Source organism: Hypericibacter sp. (assembly GCF_050729195.1).
In the GTDB taxonomy this organism is placed as follows: Bacteria; Pseudomonadota; Alphaproteobacteria; order Dongiales; family Dongiaceae; genus Hypericibacter.
Window position 1 is genome coordinate 38,544 of the sequence record NZ_JBOHKS010000062.1, and the last position, 22,328, is coordinate 60,871.

The 22,328-nt window shown below is 67.0% G+C and carries 21 protein-coding genes; 8 read left to right on the plus strand and 13 right to left on the minus strand.

The features are described 5' to 3' along the window. Position 1: 1 nt before the first annotated feature. From gyrB to mutM, 9 genes are all read right to left on the minus strand, one after another. Complete coding sequence (gene gyrB, locus ACREE8_RS05045) at positions 2-2,455, minus strand: DNA topoisomerase (ATP-hydrolyzing) subunit B (protein WP_431571888.1); 2,454 nt, start codon at positions 2,453-2,455, stop codon at positions 2-4. Positions 2,456-2,542: 87 nt separating this feature from the next. Continuing rightward, the gene (recF, locus tag ACREE8_RS05050; protein ID WP_431571889.1) at positions 2,543-3,718 is read right to left on the minus strand and encodes a DNA replication/repair protein RecF; all 1,176 of its coding nucleotides are present in this window, start codon (positions 3,716-3,718) and stop codon (positions 2,543-2,545) included. Between the two features lie 86 nt (positions 3,719-3,804). Then, positions 3,805-4,923 (minus strand): DNA polymerase III subunit beta, encoded by a 1,119-nt coding sequence (dnaN, locus tag ACREE8_RS05055; protein WP_431571890.1) that lies wholly within the window; start codon positions 4,921-4,923, stop codon positions 3,805-3,807. 375 nt (positions 4,924-5,298) lie between these two features. Further along, the gene (gene dnaA, locus ACREE8_RS05060) at positions 5,299-6,687 is read right to left on the minus strand and encodes a chromosomal replication initiator protein DnaA (RefSeq protein ID WP_431571891.1); all 1,389 of its coding nucleotides are present in this window, start codon (positions 6,685-6,687) and stop codon (positions 5,299-5,301) included. Between the two features lie 23 nt (positions 6,688-6,710). Next, positions 6,711-7,127, minus strand: a complete 417-nt coding sequence (locus ACREE8_RS05065; RefSeq protein ID WP_431571892.1) for a rhodanese-like domain-containing protein — start codon at positions 7,125-7,127, stop codon at positions 6,711-6,713. 548 nt (positions 7,128-7,675) lie between these two features. Further along, positions 7,676-7,936: a 30S ribosomal protein S20 gene (gene rpsT / locus ACREE8_RS05070; protein ID WP_151180084.1), complete on the minus strand. Its 261-nt coding sequence runs from the start codon at positions 7,934-7,936 to the stop codon at positions 7,676-7,678. 140 nt (positions 7,937-8,076) lie between these two features. Then, positions 8,077-8,853, minus strand: a complete 777-nt coding sequence (locus ACREE8_RS05075; RefSeq protein ID WP_151180083.1) for an enoyl-CoA hydratase — start codon at positions 8,851-8,853, stop codon at positions 8,077-8,079. Positions 8,854-8,930: 77 nt separating this feature from the next. Next, positions 8,931-9,362 (minus strand): hypothetical protein, encoded by a 432-nt coding sequence (locus tag ACREE8_RS05080; RefSeq protein ID WP_431571893.1) that lies wholly within the window; start codon positions 9,360-9,362, stop codon positions 8,931-8,933. Positions 9,363-9,378: 16 nt separating this feature from the next. Next, on the minus strand, positions 9,379-10,221 hold the full coding sequence (gene mutM / locus ACREE8_RS05085; RefSeq protein WP_431571894.1) for a bifunctional DNA-formamidopyrimidine glycosylase/DNA-(apurinic or apyrimidinic site) lyase: 843 nt from the start codon (positions 10,219-10,221) through the stop codon (positions 9,379-9,381). 76 nt (positions 10,222-10,297) lie between these two features. On the opposite strand from mutM, the gene ACREE8_RS05090 reads away from it, so the two are divergent. The 7 genes from ACREE8_RS05090 to ACREE8_RS05120 all read left to right on the plus strand — a co-directional run bounded on the left by ACREE8_RS05090 (position 10,298) and on the right by ACREE8_RS05120 (position 17,171). After that, positions 10,298-11,146, plus strand: a complete 849-nt coding sequence (locus ACREE8_RS05090) for a class I SAM-dependent methyltransferase (protein WP_431571895.1) — start codon at positions 10,298-10,300, stop codon at positions 11,144-11,146. 28 nt (positions 11,147-11,174) lie between these two features. Continuing rightward, a complete protein-coding gene (gene ubiB / locus ACREE8_RS05095) occupies positions 11,175-12,737 on the plus strand; it encodes a 2-polyprenylphenol 6-hydroxylase (protein WP_431571896.1) in 1,563 nt (520 codons plus the stop codon). Positions 12,738-12,929: 192 nt separating this feature from the next. Beyond that, the gene (gene coaBC / locus ACREE8_RS05100; RefSeq protein ID WP_431571897.1) at positions 12,930-14,138 is read left to right on the plus strand and encodes a bifunctional phosphopantothenoylcysteine decarboxylase/phosphopantothenate--cysteine ligase CoaBC; all 1,209 of its coding nucleotides are present in this window, start codon (positions 12,930-12,932) and stop codon (positions 14,136-14,138) included. Further along, positions 14,135-14,617, plus strand: coding sequence for a dUTP diphosphatase (gene dut / locus ACREE8_RS05105; protein ID WP_431571898.1), 483 nt, complete (start codon positions 14,135-14,137; stop codon positions 14,615-14,617). The genes coaBC and dut overlap by 4 nt, the downstream gene beginning before the upstream one ends. 15 nt (positions 14,618-14,632) lie before the next feature. Further along, complete coding sequence (locus tag ACREE8_RS05110) at positions 14,633-15,088, plus strand: RrF2 family transcriptional regulator (RefSeq protein ID WP_431571899.1); 456 nt, start codon at positions 14,633-14,635, stop codon at positions 15,086-15,088. A gap of 56 nt (positions 15,089-15,144) precedes the next feature. Further along, positions 15,145-16,128, plus strand: coding sequence for a cysteine synthase A (gene cysK / locus ACREE8_RS05115; RefSeq protein ID WP_431571900.1), 984 nt, complete (start codon positions 15,145-15,147; stop codon positions 16,126-16,128). Positions 16,129-16,301: 173 nt separating this feature from the next. Further along, on the plus strand, positions 16,302-17,171 hold the full coding sequence (locus ACREE8_RS05120) for a HesA/MoeB/ThiF family protein (protein ID WP_431571901.1): 870 nt from the start codon (positions 16,302-16,304) through the stop codon (positions 17,169-17,171). Here the strand turns inward: ACREE8_RS05120 and ACREE8_RS05125 are convergent, their stop codons facing one another. Together ACREE8_RS05125 and ACREE8_RS05130 are read right to left on the minus strand one after the other, a co-directional pair. After that, positions 17,172-18,059, minus strand: coding sequence for a GlxA family transcriptional regulator (locus ACREE8_RS05125; protein WP_431571906.1), 888 nt, complete (start codon positions 18,057-18,059; stop codon positions 17,172-17,174). Further along, on the minus strand, positions 18,060-18,185 hold the full coding sequence (locus ACREE8_RS05130; RefSeq protein WP_431571902.1) for a hypothetical protein: 126 nt from the start codon (positions 18,183-18,185) through the stop codon (positions 18,060-18,062). It abuts the gene before it with no gap. Positions 18,186-18,253: 68 nt separating this feature from the next. On the opposite strand from ACREE8_RS05130, the gene ACREE8_RS05135 reads away from it, so the two are divergent. Further along, complete coding sequence (locus tag ACREE8_RS05135) at positions 18,254-19,489, plus strand: MFS transporter (RefSeq protein ID WP_431571903.1); 1,236 nt, start codon at positions 18,254-18,256, stop codon at positions 19,487-19,489. Here ACREE8_RS05135 and ACREE8_RS05140 read toward each other — a convergent pair. Next, complete coding sequence (locus ACREE8_RS05140) at positions 19,486-21,195, minus strand: acyl-CoA dehydrogenase family protein (RefSeq protein WP_431571904.1); 1,710 nt, start codon at positions 21,193-21,195, stop codon at positions 19,486-19,488. The two genes, ACREE8_RS05135 and ACREE8_RS05140, sit on opposite strands and share 4 nt — an antisense overlap. A gap of 54 nt (positions 21,196-21,249) precedes the next feature. Next, the gene (locus tag ACREE8_RS05145; RefSeq protein ID WP_431571905.1) at positions 21,250-22,233 is read right to left on the minus strand and encodes a 2-hydroxyacid dehydrogenase; all 984 of its coding nucleotides are present in this window, start codon (positions 22,231-22,233) and stop codon (positions 21,250-21,252) included. Positions 22,234-22,328 lie beyond the last annotated feature (95 nt).

Sequence of the window (22,328 nt, forward strand, 5' to 3'; positions counted from 1 at the left end):
TCTACACGTCCAGGTTCGCCACCGAAAGCGCATTCTGCTGGATGAAGTCGCGGCGCGGTTCGACCAGGTCGCCCATCAGGGTCGAGAACACCTCCTCGGCCTCGTCGACATGGCTGACGCGGACCTGCAGCATGGCGCGGCTGTTGGGGTCGAGCGTCGTCTCCCAGAGTTGCTCCGGGTTCATCTCGCCCAGCCCTTTATAGCGCTGGATCGCGACATTGCGCTTGCCGAGCTCCATGATCGCCTCGATCAGCTCGATCGGGCCCGCGATCGGCGTCTCCTTGTCCTTGGCAATGAGGACAGCAGGCTTTTGGAAGCTTGCCTGGAACTCGCCAGCCATGCTGTCGAGGCGATGGGCCTCGGCACTGCGGATCAGCGGACCGTCGATGAGATGATACTCGGTGACGCCGCGCAGGCGCCGCGAGAAGGAGAGCCCGCCATCGGGCTCGGCCTTGCCGGTCCAGCCGCGCTCCGTCACCGGCGAGAGCCCGTCGAGCCGGTGCGCGATCGCCTCGGCAGCCTGGGCCGCCTTGGCCTGGTCGGGGATGAGCTGCGGATTGAGCGCGCCGACGATCGCCGCCTGCTCCACCACCGCGCTGCTGCCGACTTTCCGGATCAGCGGCTGCATCAGGTTGCGCCCGACGCTGGCGCGCTCGACCCGCTCGCGCAGGTCCGTGCCAGCCACCTGGCTGCCATCGGCGAGCTTCAGGATCGCGCCGTCGAGCCCGCCATCGATCAGATAGGCCTCGAGCTCGCGATCGTCCTTCAGATAGCGCTGCGAGTTGCCGCGTTTCGCACGGTAAAGCGGCGGCTGGGCGATATAGAGATAGCCCTTTTCGATCAGCGTCGGCATCTGCCGGTAGAAGAAGGTCAGGAGCAGCGTGCGGATATGCGAGCCGTCCACATCCGCGTCGGTCATGATGATGATCTTGTGATAGCGGATCTTGTCGAGATCGAACTCCTCGCTGCCGATGCCGGTCCCCAAGGCCGCGATCAGCGTGCCGATCTCCTGCGAGCCCAGCATCTTGTCGAAGCGCGCGCGCTCGACATTGAGGATCTTGCCGCGCAAGGGCAGGATCGCCTGCGACTTGCGGTTACGGCCCTGCTTGGCCGAGCCGCCGGCCGAATCGCCCTCGACGATGAAGAGCTCGGCCAGCGCCGGATCGCGCTCCTGGCAGTCGGCGAGCTTGCCCGGCAGCGAAGCCATGTCGAGAGCGCCTTTGCGCCGCGTCAGCTCGCGGGCCTTGCGCGCCGCCTCGCGCGCGGCCGCGGCCTCGACCACCTTGGCGACGATGCGCTTGGCCTCGCCCGGATGCTCCTCGAACCACTGGTTCAGCTTCTCGTTGATGATGTTCTCGACCACCGGCCGGACCTCGGAGGAGACCAGTTTGTCCTTGGTCTGCGAGGAGAACTTCGGGTCGGGCACCTTGACCGAGAGGACGCAGGTGAGGCCCTCGCGCGCATCCTCGCCCGTCAGCGCCACCTTCTCCTTCTTCGCGATGCCGCTGTCGCCCGCATATTGGTTGATCTGGCGCGTGAGCGCGCCGCGGAAGCCGGCGAGATGCGTGCCGCCGTCGCGCTGCGGGATGTTGTTGGTGAAGCAGAGCATGGTCTCGTGATAGCTGTCGGTCCATTCCATGGCCACTTCGACCGTGATGCCCTCGCGCTCGCCCTTCATGACGATGGCGGGCGTATGGAGCGCCGTCTTGCTGCGGTCGAGATAATGCACGAAGGCCTCGATGCCGCCCTCGTAATGGAGCTCGACCGTCTTGGGCTCGACGCCGCGCGCATCGACCAGGGTGAGGCGCACGCCGGAATTGAGGAAGGCCAGCTCGCGCAGGCGATGCTCGAGCGTCGCGATATCGAACGCGGTCTTGGTGAAGGTCCCGGTCGAGGGGGTGAAGGTGATCTCGGTGCCGCGCTTGCCCTTGGCCTCGCCGACGACCGCAAGCGGCGCTTCCGGGTCGCCGTCGCGGAAGCGCATGGAGTATTCCTTGCCGTCGCGCCAGATCCGCAGATCGAGGATCGAGGAGAGTGCATTCACCACCGACACGCCGACGCCATGCAGGCCGCCCGAGACCTTGTAGGAGTTCTGGTCGAATTTTCCGCCGGCATGGAGCTGGGTCATGATGACCTCGGCCGCCGAGACGCCCTCTTCCTTGTGGATGTCGACGGGGATGCCGCGGCCATTGTCCGAGACCGTGACCGAGCCGTTGCCGTTGAGCTTCACGAAGATCTGGTCGCAATAGCCGGCCAGTGCCTCGTCGATGGCGTTGTCGACGACCTCATAGACCATGTGATGCAGGCCCGAGCCGTCATCGGTGTCGCCGATATACATGCCCGGCCGCTTGCGCACGGCATCGAGGCCCTTCAGCACCTTGATCGAGTCCGCGTCATAGGCGGCCGTCGGAATCTCGGGGCTGGGGTTGGTGATCTTCTGGGCTTCAGGGGTCATGATCTTCGTGTCTTTCAAATCGAGTTCGGTGATCGAGCGGGCGCGGAGCCTCGGGATTACGGTCGCGCCCCGTCTCTCATGGGTTCGTCACATCGGGTTCGCGCCCGAGAGGGGCCGCAGTCGCCCCTCCTCGACCGCGACGAACCGGGCGGCATCGCCCAGCTCGGCAAAAGTCTCGAGATCGGTGCCGGTCAGCCAGGCTTGCGCGCCGGTCGCCAGGATCGCCTCGAACAAAGCCTGCCGGCGGGCGCGGTCGAGATGGGCCGCGACCTCGTCCAGCAGGATCAGCGGCGCATGGCCGCGCGCGTCGGTCAGCGCCCGCGCATAGGCCAGCACGATCGCCAGCAGCAGCGCCTTCTGCTCGCCGGTCGAGCAGTCGCCCGCACGCCGGCCGCGGCCGAGATGGGTCACGGCGAGATCGCTCTTATGCGGGCCGACCGAGGCCCCGCCGCTCTGCGCGTCGAGGGCCCGGGTCTCGGCGAGGCGCGCCTTGAGGCTGTCCTCGGCCGCGAGGGCCGGCATGGCCGCGAGGGCCTCGTCGACGAGCCCGACGAGAGCGAGAGCCGCGCCGGGGAAAGGCCCGAAACCATCGGCCGCCGCGGCGCGCAACCGCGCCACCAGATCGCCCCGGGCCGCCGCCACCGCGACCCCGAGCTCGGCCATCTGCGCCTCGAGCCCGTCGAGCCAGGCGCCCTGTCCGGACCAGGCGCCGTTCGTCAGCAGCCGCGCGCGTTCGCGCATCGCCTGCTCATAGGCCGAGACGCGACTGGCATGGGCCGGATCGAAGCCATAGACCAACCGGTCGAGAAAGCGCCGACGATCGCCGGCGCCGTCGAGGAACAGGCGATCCATCTGCGGCGTCAGCCAGACCAGCGCCAGCCGTTCGGCCAGCGCGCCCTGGCTCTTCTGGAAGGTGCCGTCGATCTTCACGACCCGGCGTTCGGAAACACCCTCGGCCGCCGCGGGATCGCGGCCTGTGCCGATCTCGGTCTCGGGGCCCGCCCCGCTCATCAGTCGCGCCGCCACGGCCCAGGCGGTGGGCGCCGCTATTGAGGTCGCGTCCACGGGACGGCGTTCGATCTCGGTCAGCTTCGCGCGGCGCAGGCCCCGGCCCGGCGCCAGGAACGAGATCGCCTCGAGCAGGTTGGTCTTGCCGGCGCCGTTGGGACCCGCCAGCACCACCGGCCGCGCGTCGATCTCCAGCACGGCCTCGCGATAGCAGCGGAACTCGGCCAGCGCGATGCGCGTCAGATGCGCCGCCACCGGTCGGGCCGTGAGCGGCTCTGCGAGGACGGTCGGATCGGTTTTAGCCAGTACAGTCAGGGTTCGTTGCCTCGTGGAACGCTCACTCAGACGCGCATCGGCATCAGCACATAGAGCGCCGTGCCGTTGGCCGGATCCTTCATGAGCGTGGGCGAGGCCGCGTCGGCCAGCGCGATCTCGGCGCTGTCGCCCTGGATCTGGCGGAGGATGTCGATCAGGTAGCGCGAATTGAAGCCGATCTCGATCGGCTGGCCCCCATAGGCCGCCTCGAGCTCCTCGGTCGCCGTGCCGTTCTCCGGGCTCGAGGCCGAGAGCGTCAAATGGCCTTCCTTCAGCGCCAGCTTCACCGCGCGCGATTTCTCGCTCGAGATGGTGGCGACCAGATCGACCGCCTCCATGAAGCTCTTGCGGTCGACCGTGAGCATCTTGTCGTTGCCGGTCGGGATCACGCGGTGATAGTCGGGGAAGCTGCCATCGATCAGCTTCGAGGTGAGGAGCACATCGGCGAAGGCGAAGCTGATGCGTGTGTCCGACAGCGCCACTTCGACGGCACCATCGATCTCCTCGATCAGCTTGCGCAGCTCGGCCACGGCCTTGCGCGGCACGATCACGCCCGGCATCTCCCCTGCGCCCTGCGGCAGGCCGAGCTCGACCCGCGCCAGGCGATGGCCGTCGGTCGCGACGGCGCGCAGCGACTTGGTCTTGCCCTGCGTATGGGCGTGCATATAGATGCCGTTGAGGTAATAGCGCGTCTCCTCGGTCGAGATCGCGAAGCTGGTGCGATCGATGAGGGTGCGCATCTCCTCGGCCGGAATATGGAAGCGATGCGGCAGCTCGCCGACATTGACCGCGGGATAATCCTCGCGCGGCAGGGTCGCGAGCGAGAAGCGGGCGCGGCCCGCGCGCAACGCCAGTTGGCCCGCATCGCTGGAGCCGTCGATCTCGACCTGCGCCCCTTCGGGCAGCTTGCGGACGATGTCGTAAAGCGTATGGGCCGGCACCGTGGTGGCGCCCGACTGCCCGACCGAGGCCGGGGTGCGCTCGACGATGCTGAGATCCATGTCGGTCGCCGTCACATGCAGCGCATCCTTCGCGCCCTCGATCAAAATATTCGAGAGGATCGGGATGGTGTTGCGCCGTTCGACGACGCTCTGCACATGGCCGAGGGACCGGAGAAGGGCACCACGTTCGATGGTCAGTTTCATGGTTTGTTTCTTGGGATTTCCGTTTGCGCCGTCTTCTTCACGACCGTCCGGCAACGGCCGGAAATGAGGCTTCGGGGCGGGCCGGCGCCAACGGGCGAAATGCGCCCAAGCCGGGCCTCGCCGCGGGCGCGGCAGGACGGTTGGATATACTATCACAAGCCCTTGTTTTGGGAAGCGATTTCCCGGTTTTACCGGGGGCCGCCCGGGGCCGAAAAAGCCCCTGATATCAGGGCCTCCCGGCGGTGTTCCGGAAGCTGCCCGAAGCGACAGCCCGCGGCGGGCCGAAAACACCCGCCGCGGGGACGGTTTTCAGGCCTCCGAGTCGCGAAAGAGCGGATCCGCGGGGCGGCACCCGGGCGGGCGCCGGAAAGCAGCTCAGGCTTCGAGCATCCGGCGCAGCAGGTCGACATCCTCGGAGAAGGAGCTGTCGGTCGAGCGCAGCTCCTCCACCTTGCGCACGGCATGCATGACCGTGGTGTGGTCGCGCCCGCCGAACTTGCGGCCGATCTCCGGCAGCGAGCGCGAGGTCAGCTGCTTGGCGAGATACATCGCCACCTGGCGCGGCCGCGCCACGGCGCGCGCGCGCCGGGCCGACTGCATCTCCGAGATCTTGATGTTGAAATGCTCGGCCACCTTGCGCTGGATCTCCTCGATCGTGACGCGCCGGTCGTTGGCGCGCAGGAGATCGTGCAGCACTTCCTGGGTGGTCTCGAGCGTGACCGGGCGGCCGACCAAGGTCGCGTGGGCGACGATGCGGTTGAGCGCGCCCTCGAGCTCGCGCACGTTCGAGAGGATCTTGTGGGCGAGGAACTCCAGCACCTTGGGCGGAATCTCCGCGCCCAGCTGCTCGCCCTTGTTCTGCAGGATGCCGAGCCGGAGCTCGTAGGTGGTCGGATGGATGTCGGCCACCAGCCCCCAGCCGAGGCGCGAGCGCATCCGCTCCTCGAGGCCTTCGAGATCGGAGGGCGATTTGTCGGCCGAGATCACCACCTGGCGGTTCTGGTCGACCAGCGCGTTGAAGGTGTGGAAGAACTCTTCCTGGGTCGAATCCTTGCCGCTGATGAACTGGACATCGTCGATCATCAGCACGTCGACCGAGCGGAACTGCTCCTTGAAGGCCATGGTGTTCTTGTGCCGGAGCGCCCGGATGAACTGGTACATGAACTTCTCGGCCGAGAGATAGATCACGCGCCGCTCGGGCTGGGCCTTCTTGATATGCCAGGCGATGGCATGCATCAGGTGCGTCTTGCCGAGCCCGACCCCGCCATAGAGGAAGAGCGGGTTGAAGGGCACGGTCTTGCTCTCGGCGACGCGCCGGGCGGCCGCATAGGCCAGCTCGTTCGACTTGCCGACGACGAAATTCTCGAAGGTGAAACGCGGATCGAGCGGCGCGCTGACATCGTCGGCGCCCGGACCCGGCGAATGGATCTCGGCCACCGCCGCCGGTGGCGCCTGGACATAGATCGGCTGGTTCGCCTCGGTATCGGCCGGGGCGCGGGCGCTGTCGACCACGATCTCGACGGCGCGGAACTCGTTGACCTCGCCGGCCAGGAGCTGGCGCAGCCGGTCGGAATAATGCTGCATCACCCAGTCGCGGATGAAGCGGGTCGGCACCGCGATGCGGAACTCGCCATTGGTGTGGCCCACCAGGGTCAGGGGCTTCAACCAGCTGCGATAGGCCTGCTCGCCATATTCCGAGCGCAGCCGCCCGCGCACACGCGCCCATTTCGCATTGAGCTGGCTGTCGAGCCCGCTAGCCTTCATGCTGCCCCCACTCAAAACCGTTCTCATTCCTGCACCCAGGGCAGTCCTGCGGCTTTCCATCCGCCCGCGCGACCACGATGGTGCTCAGCGTCGAGGGCCCCCTCGAACCCCTCGCTGACATTAAAGCAATGGCTATAGCCGGCGGCCGTCAGGGCCATGGCGGCTGCCTTCGAACGGGCGCCACTCCGGCACAGAAAGAGAATGGGTGCGTCCTTGTCGGGGATCGCCTTGGCGACCTCGGCGACGAAGGCGGCATTGATCTGCATGGCGGGATAGTCCTGCCAGGATAGGAACATGGTCTTCTTACCCAGGCCCGACAGATCCGGCACGCCGACAAAGCCCCATTCGGGCCGCGTGCGGACATCGACCAGCCGCGCAGGCTTGTCCTGGCTCAGCATCTGCCATGCTTGCGATGGGGAGACGTCTCCGGCGTAGCTCATTTTTTGTCGCCCCGACCTTGGCTCGACGCCCCCTGTAGCGTCAGAGTCACCGAAATCTTGAACACATCCCCGTTACGACGAGCGGAGCGATGTTCCGAAACCGATCAGTGGATACGACCCGAACTTTCCCTGCGTTCTTGTAATTCTGCGCCAGAGGATTGTTCGTTTTCGCCGAGTGTCGAAGTGCGGTCTCGTGGAATTTTTTTTACCGCACGCTCGAACCCGCTGAGCCTCCCCGTCGACCACCGGGCGCCGACTCTACTCAGTGGGTATGGGCCACGCAATATGTCCGATAGGTGACGCGAGAAAAAAAACGCTTGCGTTGCACATCGGCACGGCTGCGGTTTCGCGCGATGGCGGCGCTTGAAAAATGACGCAGGGGCAATATCCGGCATGAGGCGACAGTCGGCATCGGCGCTCGCGATCCTTCGCGCCTGCGACGCCGCACGGTTCTCGCAGGCGCGGCAGAGAAGCACGGATCCGGACGCGCAAAACGACAACGCGCGCCACCGATGGTGGCGCGCGTTGCCTTCAACACGATAGATGGTTCAGAGCGCCTTGATGCGCGCGTTCAGACGCGACAGCTTGCGCGAGGCGGTATTGCGCTCGAGGACGCCGGTACGGACGCCGCGCTGAATTTCCGGCTGCGCTTCCTTGAAGGCGGCCTGGGCGGCGGTCTTGTCGCCGGTGGCGATTGCGGTCTCGAGCTTCTTGATGAAGTTGCGCACACGGCTCACGCGCGCGCGGTTCACTGCCGTGCGACGCTCGGTCTGGCGGATACGCTTCTTCGCCGACTTGTGCTGGGCCATAGTGCCTGCTCTCTTACATGCGGGAAGGGGCTCCCCCTCATCTTCGGGGGCGGCGGGTTATAGCCCCTGCCCCAGGCTCCGTCAAGGCTCGCGAAAGGCCCGAAAACAGGGCCTGCCACAAGGCTTTCTAAGCCCTGCGTTCAGCGATCCTTGAAGTCCGGCTGGCGCTTCTCGACGAAGGCCGCCATGCCTTCCTTCTGGTCCTCGGTGGCGAAGGCCGCATGGAACAGCCGGCGCTCGAAGCGCAGTCCCTCGGCCAGCGTGGATTCATAAGCGCGGTTGACGGATTCCTTCACCATCATCACCACGGGCGTGGACATCGACGCGATCCGGTCGGCCAGCTTCATGGCCTCATCCATCAGCTGTTCAGCGGGCAGAACGCGACTGACCAGGCCCGACCGTTCCGCTTCGGCCGCATCCATCATGCGTCCCGACAGGCACATCTCCATCGCCTTGGCCTTGCCGACCAAGCGCGTCAGGCGCTGTGTCCCTCCGGCACCGGGCAGCACGCCCAGCGTGATCTCGGGCTGGCCGAATTTGGCGTTTTCCGCGGCGAGGATGACATCGCACATCATCGCGAGCTCGCAACCCCCGCCCAGCGCGTAGCCGGCGACCGCCGCGATCACGGGCTTGCGGCATTGCGCCACGCGCTCCCAGCCCTTGGTGATGAAGTCGGAGACATAGACGTCGACGAAGTTGCGGTCCTTCATCTCCTTGATGTCGGCGCCGGCGGCGAAGGCCTTCTCGCTGCCGGTGATGACGATGGCGCCGACATGCGCGTCACTCTCGAACTCGTCGAGGGCCTTGCCCAACTCCTGCACCAATGCGTCGCAGAGCGCGTTCAGGGCCTTGGGCCGGTTCAAGGTGATAAGGCCGACGCGGCCCTTTTTCTCGACGATGATGTTCTGATAGCCCATGATTTTTCCTTCGCCCGATAGGAGCGGATGTTCTGCCGGATGGGACCCCGGTCGAGGGATCCTTCCCGGCCCTGGGATTATTCCGGCGTGACGGTGAAGTGGACGGTCAAGGGACCGCTGCCCTTGACGAACTCGATGGCGAGCCGTTCGCCCTGGCGGCGATAGCTGTGGCTGGTCGCGGCCTCCCATCCCAATTGCGGCAAGGTCGAGCTGTAGAAATCGAGAACCTGCTGCTGGCTGAGATCGCCGGCCGCATAGGCCTCGACGATGCGCCCCGTGGAAGAATCGAACGCGTAGCCGGAGCCGGAGAGCTCGGTGAGGCCCGGCATCAGCGGCAGGTCTTCGACGCCGGCGACGAAGCCGCCATTGTCGGCCGCGGCAGCGGAAGCCAGCGGCGGCGCGGCACTTCCCATCGCGATGCCGGCGGCGATCGTCAGGGCCAGCAACGAGGCCCGAACCCAGCGGGCCCGGCGTCGCGGCGAACGGGAAGGCGTCTGGCGATGAACCATGATCCGGTTCCTTACCTCAGCGCTGGCGACGGGGACAGTAGAAAGTGGAACGGCCGCCTTGGGTCAATCGACGGATGCCGCCCGTGGCGGTGAAGTCGCAGTCGCAGCCGGGGCAGGCCTTGGTCTCACGCTCATAGACGGCCCAGCGATGCTGGAAATAGCCCAGCTCGCCGTCGGTCTGGACATAATCGCGCAGCGACGAGCCGCCGGCCGCAATCGCCTCGCTCAAGACCGCCTTGATGGCGTCGACCAGCTTGTCGGCCCTGCCGCCCTGCACCGTGCCCGCCTTGCGCTTGGGCGAGAGGCCGGCGCGGAACAGCGCCTCGGAGGCGTAGATATTGCCGATGCCCGCGACCACGCGCTGATCGAGGATCGCGGCCTTGATCGAGGTGGCCTTGCCTTCGATCCGCGCGGCCAGCACGGCGCCGGTGAAGGCCTCGTCGAGCGGCTCGGGCCCCAGCCCCTTGATCAGCTTGTGACGCGCGAAGCTCGCCTCGCTCACCAGATCCATCATCCCGAAGCGGCGCGCATCGTTGAAGCGCACATGCCCGCCATCGTCGGTCTCGAGGATGATGTGGTCATGAGGCTCGGGCTCGAGCACGGGCCCGATGCCGATCAGCATCCGCCCGCTCATGCCGAGATGGCAGAGCAGGATCTCGTCGCTGTCGAGATGGATCAGGATGTATTTGGCGCGCCGGTCAATCTTGACCACGCGCCGTCCCTCGAGCCGGCCGACGAAGCCGCGCGGCAGGGGAAAGCGCAGATCCTTGCGGCGCTGCTGCACGCGGGCGAGCCGACGCCCTTCGAGGCGCAGGGCCAGGCCGCGACAAACGGTCTCGACTTCGGGGAGTTCAGGCAAAGCGGAACAACTCGGGCGGTTGGGAGGGTAGCTCGGGATCGGGGCGGGAGCGTAGCGCGGCTGGGAGCGCCACGCTATGTTCGCCGCCATGCAACCCGCCGAACCCCGCCATCCGGCCGAACAGGGCCCTCCCTCTGCCACCACCGACAGCCCCACGCCGGAGGCGGAGCAGGTCTCCTTCGGCTTCCGCACCGTGGCGGCCGAGGAGAAGGCGGGCCTGGTGCGCGGCGTCTTCGACAGCGTCGCCGACCGCTACGACCTGATGAACGACCTGATGTCGGGCGGGATCCATCGGCTCTGGAAGAAGGCGATGATCGACTGGCTCGATCCGCGCCTCGGCCAGACCATGCTCGACGTGGCCGGCGGCACCGGCGACATCGCGCTCCGCATCCTCGAGCGCTGGGGCGGAGCCGAGAAAGCGGCAGCCAGCGGCGGCCGCATCCTGGTCTGCGACCTGACTCCGGCGATGCTCGCCAAGGGCCGCGACCGCGGCGTCGACCGTGGCCATCTCGGCGGGATCGAATGGATCGCCGGCAATGCCGAGGCGCTGCCGCTGGAATCGATGAGCGTCGATGCCTACACCATCGCCTTCGGCCTGCGGAACGTCACCCATATCGACCGCGCGTTGGCCGAGGCGCGGCGCGTACTCAAGCCCGGCGGACGCTTCCTCTGTCTCGAATTCAGCCATGTCGTGCTGCCGATGCTCGACCGGCTCTATGACATCTACTCCTTCTCGGTGCTGCCGACCTTGGGCCGGGTCGTCGCCAAGGACGAGGCCTCCTATCGCTATCTCGCGGAGAGCATCCGTCGCTTCCCGCGCCAGGAGGATCTGGTGGCGATGATCGAGGCGGCGGGGTTGGCGCAGGTGCGCTATCGCAATCTGAGCGGCGGGATCGCGGCGCTGCATTCGGCCTGGCGCATCTGACGCCGCAATCCCGGGAGCTCCCTCGCCCTTGATCCGCAGTCTGCGCAATCTGATCCGGCTCCTGCGCGTGGCCCATATCCTGGCCCGCCATGGCGCGCTGGAGCCGTTGGCCAACGCGCTCGAAGCCGTCGGCGCGCGCTCGACCTTCCTCGATTTCGCCAAGCTGCTGTTCGGTCGCGGCCGCGGCTCGGGGCGGCCGGGCGAAAGGCTGGCCGCGGCCCTGGCCGAGCTCGGTCCCGCCTTCATCAAGCTGGGCCAGATGCTCTCGACCCGCACCGATCTCCTGGGCGCCCAGGCCGCGGCCGATCTCTCGACCCTGCAGGACCGCCTGCCGCCCTTCTCCTCCAGCATCGCGCGGGCCACCATCGAGGCCGAGCTGGGCCGACCGATCTCGGTGCTCTTTGCGAGCTTCGATGATCGCCCGGTCTCGGCCGCCTCGATCGCCCAGGTGCATTTCGCGGTGCTGCCCGTGCAGCCTTCGATCGAGGGCGAGCCGGTCGAAGGAGCGAGGGTCACCGGCGAGGTCGCGGTCAAGATCCTGCGCCCCGGCATCGAGCATGCGTTCCGGCGCGATGTCGACCTGCTGCGCTGGCTGGCCGAGATCGTCGAGAAGACCCAGCCGCGGTTGCGCCGCTTCCGCCCTATCGAGGCAATCGAGAGCTTCGCGCGCCAGGTCGAGTTCGAGATGGATCTGCGGCTCGAGGCCGCGGCCGCCGACGAGCTCGCGCATAATTTCGCAAACGACCCGACCTATCGCGTGCCGAGGATCGACTGGCCGCGCAGCGCGCGGCGCGTGCTGACGCAGGAGCGCCTCACCGGCATCCGCATGGACGATCGCGCGGCCCTGCTCGTGGCGGGGCAGGATATCGACCAGGTGCTGACGCGCGCCGCCGCGATCTTCTTCAAGCAGGCCTTCCGCGACGGCTTCTTCCATGGCGACCAGCATCCCGGCAACATGGTGGTCGATGAGGAGGGCCGCATCGGCGCGGTCGATTTCGGCATCATGGGCCGGCTCGACAAGCAGACCCGCATCTATCTCGCCGACATGCTCTTGGGCTTGCTCGAGCGCGACTATCGCCGCCTCGCCCAGATCCATATCGCGGCCGGGATCGTTCCGGAGACGGAATCGCGTGACATGCTGGCCCAGGCCCTGCGCGCGATCGCCGAGCCGGTGTTCGGCCGGCCGCTCAACGAAATCTCCTTCGCGCGGCTGCTGGGCCAGCTGTTTCAGCTGGCCGAGACCTTCGACATGCAGGTGCCGCCCCATCTCCTGCTGCTGCAGAAGAACATGCTGATGGCCGAGGGCGTGAGCCGGCAGCTCAACCCCGACCTCAATATCTGGACCCTGGCGCAGCCTCTGATCGAGGAATGGATGCGCGAGAACCGGGGCCCCGAAGCCCGGGTCGCCGAAGCCGTCGAGAGCGGGGTGGCCCTGATGCGCCGCCTGCCACGGCTCCTGACAGCCCTGGAGAAGGCCGCCGATCGATTGGCGGACCCCAAGCCGCCCTCTTCCCTGGCGGCCCCGCTGGGCACGCCCTGGTGGGCCTGGGCGGCCCTGGCGCTGGCCCTCGGGGCGGTCCTTTTCCGTTAAGCCCGGGGTTTGATCCAACCCTCCCTGGCGGACAGGTCTGCTGCCTCTATTTGGAAGTCTTTTCAAATATTTAGAGAGAAATGGGGCCGGGGCGCACCCCAGTGTCTCGGCGTGGTCGAGACTTGTGCTGGAGGCGGGTCGCGCCTAGGTTAACTGCAGCAGCGAACCGTGAAATTTTTGGGAATTGCGACAATGCTGGCGGGTAAGCGCATCCTTCTCGTCATTGCTGGCGGAATCGCCGCCTATAAGAGCCTCGAGCTGATCCGGCGCCTTAAGGATCGGGGGGCTACGGTGAGAGTCATTCTCACCAAGGGCGGCACGCAATTCGTGACCCCGCTCTCGGTGGCGGCGCTCAGCGGCGAGAAAGTCTATGGCGACCTGTTCTCGCTCATCGACGAGAGCGAGATGGGCCATATCCGTCTCAGCCGCGAAGCCGATCTGGTGGTGGTGGCGCCCGCGACCGCGGACCTCCTGGCCAAGATGGCGCATGGGCTGGCCGACGATCTCGCCGCCACCGCCCTCCTCGCCACCGACAAGCCGGTGCTGGTGGCGCCGGCGATGAATGTCGAGATGTGGGGCCATGCGGCGACGCAAGCCAACATCGCCACCCTCAAGCTGCGCGGCGTGCGCCAGGTCGGTCCCAATGCCGGCGATCTCGCTTGCGGCGAGGTCGGTTCGGGACGCATGGCCGAGCCGCACGAGATCCTGGAAGCGATCGAGCGCTATTTCGGAATCTCCGCACCGCTCGCCGGCTTGCGTGCGCTCGTCACCAGCGGTCCGACGCATGAGCCCATCGACCCGGTGCGCTACATCGCGAACCGTTCCTCCGGTCGCCAGGGTCATGCGATCGCGGCGGCGCTCGCCCGGCGCGGTGCCACGACGCTGCTGGTCTCAGGTCCCACGGCCGAACCCGATCCCGCCGGCGTCGAGGTCCGTCATATCGAGACGGCGGCGGAGATGTGGGCCGCCTGCCGTAGCGCGCTGCCGGCCGACGTCGCCGTCTGCGCCGCCGCCGTCGCCGATTGGCGCCCGGCCATGGCCGCCGGCGAGAAGATCAAGAAGGCCAAGGGCAAGACCGCACCCTCGATCGCGCTGGCCGAGAATCCCGACATCCTCGCGGGCCTCTCCGCGGCCGGGAACGAACGCCCGCGTCTCGTGATCGGCTTCGCCGCCGAGACCGAGAATCTGGTCGAGAACGCGACCGCCAAGCGCCGCAGCAAGGGCTGCGATTGGATTCTCGCCAATGACGTGTCGCCCGACACCGGCACCTTCGGCGGCAGCGACAACACGGTCCATCTCGTCAGCGCCCATGGCGTCGAGGATTGGCCGCGCATGTCGAAGCAGCAGGTGGCCGAGCAGCTCGCCGACCGCATCGCGGCCGAATTGAAGAGGGCCTCATGACAGCGCCGGTCAACGTGGCGCTGCAGCGCCTTCCCCATGGCGCGGGCCTGTCGCTGCCCGACTATGCGACCGCCAACGCGGCCGGCATGGATCTGGTGGCGGCCGTGACCAAGCCCGTGACCCTGGCGCCGGGCGAGCGCGGCCTGGTGCCGACCGGCCTCGCGATCGCCCTGCCGGCGGGATTCGAAGCGCAGGTTCGCCCACGCTCCGGGCTCGCCCTCAAGCATGGCGTCACGCTTCTCAACAGTCCTGGCACCATCGATGCCGATTATCGCGGCGAAATCGGCGTCATCCTCGTCAATCTGGGCCAGGCGCCCTTCACGGTCGAACGGGGCGCGCGGATCGCGCAGATGGTGGTGGCGCCGGTGACGCGCGTGAGCTGGACCGAGACCGCAACATTGCCCGAGACCGCCCGCGGTGCGGGTGGCTTCGGATCGACCGGGGTCGGGTCCGCGCCCGCCGCGGCCGCGAGCCGTTAATACGGAGGGCCTTTCATGCTCCGACTATCCAAGCGTCTGCTCTTCGCCATCGAGGCGGTCGTCGATATCGCCTATCACAGCGGCAATCGGCCGGTGCAGTCGGGCGAGATCTCGGAGCGCCAGGAAATCCCGCGTCGCTATCTCGAGCAGGTGCTGCAGCATCTGGTGAAGAGCGGCGTCCTCACAGGCCAGCGCGGACCCCGCGGCGGCTACCGCCTGGCGCGCGAGCGCCGGCGCATCACGCTGGGCGAGATCGTTCGCGTCATGCGCCAGATCGACATGGTGCCGGATCCCTTGAGCGACGGCGGCGGTTCCATCATCGGGCTGCAGGTTGTGCGTCCGCTCTGGCGCGAGCTCCAGGATTCCATGCTGCTCGAGCTCGACAAGATCACGGTCGAGGATCTCTGCCAGCGCGCGCAGGTGGCGGGCGTGCCCAGCAGCGCCGCCGAGCGGCTCGATTTCACGATCTGACGATCGATTCATCCGGCCGCGACGACGCCGGCATCCGCATAGGAGACTGAAGGATCATGACGGCAACCAAATCTGCGGCGGGCGCCCACGCGCCGGAATTCCGCGGCCGCATCTATGACAGCATCCTCGAGACCATCGGCGCGACGCCGCTGGTCCGGCTCGACAAGCTGGCGCGCGAAGGCGGCTCGAAGGCCGAGATCATCGGCAAATGCGAGTTCTTCAACCCGCTGGCCTCGGTCAAGGACCGCATCGGCCTGGCGATGATCGAGGCGCTCGAGGCCGAGGGCAAGATCCGCCAGGGCACGGTGCTGGTGGAGCCGACCTCCGGCAATACCGGCATCGCGCTCGCCTTCGTCGCCGCCGCCAAGGGCTATCGCCTGATCCTGACCATGCCCGAGAGCATGTCGGTCGAGCGGCGCAAGATGCTGAAGCTGCTGGGTGCCGAGCTGGAACTGACGCCGGCGGCCCAGGGGATGAACGGCGCCATCCGCCGCGCCGAGGAGCTGGTGGCGCAGATCGGCAATGCGGTGATCCCGCAGCAGTTCCGCAATCCCGCCAACCCCGCCATCCATCGCCGCACCACGGCTGAGGAGATCTGGCGCGACACCGACGGCAAGGTCGATGTGATCGTCAGCGGTGTGGGCACCGGCGGCACCCTGACCGGCATCGGCGAAGTCCTGAAGCCGCGCCGGCCGGGCCTGCGCATGGTCGCGGTCGAGCCCGAGGACAGCCCGGTGCTGTCGGGCGGCACGCCGGGGCCCCACAAGATCCAGGGCATCGGCGCCGGCTTCGTGCCGTCGATCCTCAATCGCGAATTGATCGACGAGGTGGTGCGGATTGGCAACGAGACCGCCTTCCGCACCGCGCGGCGCGTCGCCAAGCTCGAAGGCGTGCCGGTCGGCATCTCCTCCGGTGCGGCGCTGGCCGCCGCCATCGAGGTCGGCATCCGGCCCGGCATGGAAGGCAAACGCATCATCGTGATCCTGCCCTCCTTCGCGGAACGCTATCTCTCGACGGCATTGTTCGAGGGTCTGGATTAACGATCGAAGGAAGGTTGGCGAAGCCTTTCTTTCTGTCATGCCGGCGAAGGCCGGCATCCATGAACACCGACCGCGCCCATCCTTGCTCCTGAGGGTGTTCATGGACCCCCGCCTTCGCGGGGGTGACGACCGTGTGGGCATCGAGCGATGTGAATTCGCTCATGGAACCGCTCATGGACCTCTCCGATACCCAGATCGAACGCTATGCCCGCAACCTGATCCTCGACGAGATCGGCGAGGAGGGGCAGGCGAAGCTGCTCTCGAGCAGGGTGCTGGTGCTGGGAGCGGGCGGGCTGGGCTCGCCGCTGCTGCTTTATCTCGCCGGTGCGGGCATCGGCGGGCTCGGCGTCGTCGATCATGACGATGTCGATCTCTCGAACCTCCAGCGCCAGGTGCTGCATGGCACGGCGGATGTCGGGCGGACCAAGACCGACAGCGCGGCCGCCGCGATCGCACGCATCAACCCGGACATCACCTTCACGCGCCATCATCTGCGCCTCGATGCGACGAACGTCATGGGCGTGATCGAGAATTATGACCTCGTCGCCGACGGCAGCGACAATTTCGAGACGCGGTTCCTCCTGGCCGATGCCTGCCACAAGGCGAGGAAGCCGCTGGTCTCGGCGGCCGTGGTGCGCTTCGACGGGCAGCTCACCACCTTCAAGCCCTATCTGGGCGCGCCCCATCCCTGCCTGCGCTGTCTCCATCCGGAGATGCCCGACGAGGACGCCGTGCCGCGCTGCGAGCAGGCGGGCGTGCTGGGCTCGGCGGCCGGGACGATGGGGACTTTGCAGGCGACCGAGGTGCTCAAGGAGCTGCTGGGTCTGGGCGACAGCCTGTCGGGCCAGTTGCTGCTCTATGACGCGCTCTCGACGGTGTTCCGCAAGATCCGGCTGCGCCGGCGCGAGGGCTGTCCCGGCTGCGGCGGTCCAGGCAGAGGGCCAGATCGAGGCGAACCCGCCGGTTCGCATGATCCCCGGCAGGGGATTGCGGTTACCCGGCCCAAACCCCGCGTGGCATTCGGTGAAGACACTCTGTCTTGATCAGGCCGTGTATCCAGCAGAGAACCGATTCCGGTAATCGTTGGGAGAGACGCCGATACGCCGGAGAAAGGCGCGGCGCATCCGTTCGTAGTCGCCGAATCCACAGCGTCCCGCGATCGCCTTGATCGTGGCGTGGTCGCTCTCGAGCATTCGGCGCGCGGATTCGACCCGCATGGCTTCCACCGTTTCGGCCGGTGTCTGTCCGATGCGAGCCGCATAGACCCGAGCAAAATTGCGCGGGCTCATGCCGGCATACTCGGCCAACCGCTCCACGCGTAGATCCACCTGAAGATTGTCGGCGATCCAGGCATGCAGCGCATCGAAACTGCCGGTCCGGTCGCCCGATTGCGCAATCAGCGCCGCGCTGAACTGCGCCTGTCCGCCGGGGCGTTTCAGATAGACGACCAGCCGCTGCGCGACGCTCAGCGCCGCCTCATGGCCATGATCTTCCTCGACCATGGCCAGAGCGAGATCGATGCCGGCGGTCACGCCGGCCGACGACCAGACCGGGCCATCGCGCAGGAAGATGGGGTCGCGCTCGACGATCGCTTCCGGGTACCGATCCTGCAGCGCATCGCACCAGCGCCAGTGTGTCACGGCGCGCCGGCCATGGAGCCAGCCTGCGGCCCCCGACAAAAAGGTGCCCATACAGGTCGAGCCCACCCGCCGCGCCTGTGGTGCCTGCACGCGGAGCCAGGCGACCAACTTGTTGTCCGAGACGGCATCGAACACGCCGAGGCCGCCCGCGACCAGAAGCGTATCGATCGGCCGCGCCGCCGCCTGCTTCAGCGAGCATGTTTCCAGGACGATGCCAGTATCGCTCGTCACGGGACCGCCGGTGCGCGATGCCAGGACAAGCTCATAGGATGAGACGGCCGTGTCGACGATCTAAGCGACTTCCGCGAACACCTGGGCCGGGCCGGTCGCGTCGAGCAGCGTGACTCCCGGATAGACAATGATCGCGACCCGGCGCCGGCGGCCCAGCTTCAGCCGATTGGCAGAAAAGGAGGACATGTCGTCATTTATGCCATGCGCGCCATCCCTAGACTAGGCCTCCACCGGGCGGGGGCTGGATAACGGCAATGGCCGACGAAACGACGAGGCTGCAGACAGCGCCATGGCTCGTTGTCCTCCTGGGCTTCCTCGCCCTCGCCCTTGCTTATTCGGCCCGGGCCGCCCTTGGACTCATGATGATGACCTGGGTGACGGATCTCGGCTGGTCACGCAGCTTCATTTCCGCCACCGCTGCTGCAGCGCTGGCCGTGATGGCCTGCATCGCGCCGCTGGGTGGCCGGCTGGTCGATCTGCACGGCCCCCGGAATGTGCTGGCGGTCGGATTGATGGCCGTGGCGGCCGGCTGCTTCGTGATCTCGGCGACATCGAGCCAAGTGGTCTTCATGCTGGCGTTCGCCTTGCTTGCCGCGATCGGTTTTGGCCTGGTGGCGACGCATGTGGTCGCGACAGCCGTGGAGCAGCGCTTCGCCCGTCACCAGGGTCTCGCGATGGGCATCGCGACCTCGGGCTCAACCGGTGGACAATTCGTGGTGGTGCCGTTGCTCGCTTACTTGCTGGCTGATACGAGCTGGCGCTGGTCCTTCCTGCTTCTTGGGCTCGCCTGTCTGGGTTTTTCTCTGGGCGTCCTGCGGCTGCTACCAGCCGCGAGACGCATCCATCCGAAGCGGGCCCCGACCCCGAAGCCATCGGCGAGTCTGGCTCACGACGTTGCTTTCATCGTCAAGCGTCCCGCTTTTCACATCCTGCTGTGGAGCTATGTTCTGTGCGGCTACACGACGACGGGCGTCGTCGAGACACATTTTCTTCCCTACGCCTCGTTCTGCGGTTTTGCGCCGCTGCCCGCCGCCACGGCTTTCGGTCTGCTCTCGGCGGTCAATCTGGCTGGGATGATTCTGGCGGGCTGGCTGACGGACCGGATGAACCGCCCCCTCCTGCTGGGCGGTATCTATGTCATCCGGGGTCTCGCCTTCATTCTCCTCGTCGGCGTCGCGCGAGATATCGACACCCTGTTTCTTTTTGCCGTGATATTCGGTCTCGTCGATTATTCGACACAGCCGGTGACGGCGAGTCTGGCCGCGAGCCATATCGGATCGCGGGTCATGGGTCTGTCACTCGGCTTGATCCTGGCGGGACACTCCGCAGGCGCCGCCATTGGCGCCTATCTCGGAGGTCGACTCTTCGACATCTATGCCCGTTACGAATGGGTCTGGCTGTCCTCGGTCGGGCTCTCAATTCTGGCCGGCGCGCTCGTGCTGATGCTGAGCCCGCGCGCCAACCGACAGGAACCCGGCATCGCGACCTAGATGGGTAGACCCGCCTTCGCGACCGGCTGACAGGTCGCGAGCGCTTCGAATTCCCGATAGACCCAATCCTGCTGCGGCAAAATCCCGCGCCGCGCCGGCGGCTGGAAGCGCGCCTCGATGAAGAGCCGCGCGATCCGCTGCTTGCGATGATCGCCCTGCTTCAGCCCCTCTTCCGCCTCCACCAGCAGCAGGCTCGCGGCGAGGATATCGGCCATCAGCGCCATCAGCCGGCGGGCATGGCGGCGCGCCTCGGCGGGATCGGCGCGGATCAGCGCCAGCGCCGCCTGCCAATCCTTCAGCTCCGAGCGCAGGGTCGTCACGAACCATCCCAGCGTTGACGATGCCGCCGTCAGCATCGCCTCGATGCGCGCGGCGAAGATCTTGTCGCCGCCATGGCGGCCAGCCACGAGCCGCAGGATCTCCAGCGCCTGGATATTGGCGGGCCCTTCCCAGACCGTCATGACCTGCGCGTCGCGCAGCAGACGCGGCGTCACATGATCGTAGGTGTAGCCATTGCCGCCGATGATCTCGATCGCGCGCGAGCAGGCGCGGATCGAATCCTCGCCGGTCATGTATTTGGCGAGCGCGGTCGCGAGCCGGAGCCAGACCCGCGCCTCGTCGGCATCGCCCGAATGGGCGCGATCGGCGATGTCGAAACCATGCGCGGCCTCGAAAGCCAGCGCCGCCCCCGCCTCGAGCGTCACCAGGATCGCCAGCAGCTCGTCCTGCACCATCGGATAATGGAGGATCACGTCGCCGAAGGCCTTGCGCTCGCTGGCGTAGTGATAGGCCTCGACGAAGGCGCGGCGCTGCAGCCCGATCGAGGCCATTGCGTTATGGATGCGGCTGAATTCGAGCGCCGCCATCATGAGGGCGAAGCCCTCGGGCGGCGGCGCCACTTCCAGCGCCCAGGTCTCGGTGAGATCGACCTCGGCCGTCGGCAGGCCTTTCGTGCCGAGCTTGTCCTTCAAGCGCCGGAACCGCATCGGATTGAGCGTGCCATCCTCGAGCGCGATCGGCACCAGATAGAGGCCGAGACCCTTGGTGCCCGTGGGCGCCCCCTCGGGCCGCGCCGTCGCCAGCGACAGCCCGCCATCGGCATTGCTGACGAACCATTTGAGCCCGTTGAGCCGCCAGTGATCCCCTTCGGATCGCGCGGTCGTGGTGGTGCCGCCGATGTCGCTGCCGCCATGGAGCTCGGTCGCCCAGGTGCCGCCCGTCAACGCCGCGCCATCCATGCGCGTCAGCTCTCCGCGATAGCGCGCCTTGATGGCCGGCGGCCCATGGCGATCGAGCACATAGGCGACGGCACCCGTCATGGTCACGGGGCAATGCAGCGACACATCCGCCTGGGACAGGAGATAGCCCATGGCGAAGGTCACTTCGAACGGTGCCGGATCGGAGGTGTAGTTGAGCCCGATCACGCCGCGTTCATAGGCCTCGCGCGAGGTGGCGGCCCAGGTCGGATTGCGGTGGATCCGGTTGGCGATCCGCCCTTGCGCGTCATAGGTCTCGAGATAGGGCGGCGCCTGGCGGTCGGTATAGGAAGCGGCGCTATCGACCGCATCGCCGACCCAGGCGCCGAACCCGGCCAGATCCGGTTCCCAGCGCGCATAGCCCAAGCCCAGCGAGCGCTTCAGCAGACGCTGCAGGTTCGGGTCGTTGCGGAACAGATCCCGCTTGCGGGCTTCGGCCTGGCTTTCCATGGCCTCGTTCGGATCGCCGACGTCGAGGGACAGATATCGCCTGTCCGCCGTTCGTCAGAACATCGTTTCGAGCACGCGGTCGGGCGGCTTGTGGCCGTCGGCGAAGGTCTTGATGTTGATGATGACCTTCTCGCCCATATCGATGCGGCCTTCCACCGTGGCCGAACCCATATGCGGCAGCAGCACCACATTGTCGAGCTTGAGGAGCTTCGGATTGACCGCGGGCTCATGCTCGAACACGTCGAGGCCAGCCCCGCCCAGCTCGCCCTGCACCAGCATGCGCGCCAGCGCATTCTCGTCGATCACCTCGCCGCGCGAGGTGTTGACGATATAGGTGTGGCGCGGCAGCAGCTTGAGGCGGCGGGCCGAGAGCAGGTGATAGGTCGCGGGCGTGTGCGGGCAATTGATCGAGATGATGTCCATCCGCGCCAGCATCTGGTCGAGGCTTTCCCAATAGGTCGCCTCCAGCTCGGCTTCGAGATCGGGATGGACGCGCCGGCGGTTGTGATAATGGACGGCGAGCCCGAATCCCCGCGCGCGGCGCGCCACGGCGGTGCCGATCCGGCCCATGCCGATGATGCCCAGCCGCTTGCCCCAGATGCGATGGCCCAGCATCGAGGTGGGCCCCCAGCCCTTCCATTGGCCCGAGCGGATGAGACGCTCGCCCTCGGCCAGGCGCCGCGGCACGGCGAGGATGAGGGTCATGGTCATGTCCGCGGTGTCCTCGGTCAGGACCCCGGGGGTGTTGGTGACGGTGATGCCGCGCTGGCGCGCCGAGGCGAGGTCGATATGGTCGACGCCGGTGCCGAAGGAGGCGATCAGCCGCAATTTCGGGCTGGCTTGCGACAGCACCGCCGAATCGATCCGGTCGGTCACGGTCGGCACCAGCACATCGGCGGTCTTGGCGGCCTCGACCAGGTCGGCCTGCGTCAGCGGGCGGTCATCGACGTTCAGGCGAACGTCGAACAGCTCCATCATGCGCGTCTCGATCGGATCGGGCAGCTTGCGGGTAACGACGACGATGGGTTTGGGAGGCATCGGGCCCGATCACGCGTGATGGTTTTGGGAAGAGCCGGTCGACAGCGAAGCCCACTCTACCAAGCGAAACTCGCGGTCTGCCATAGCAAGAGCGC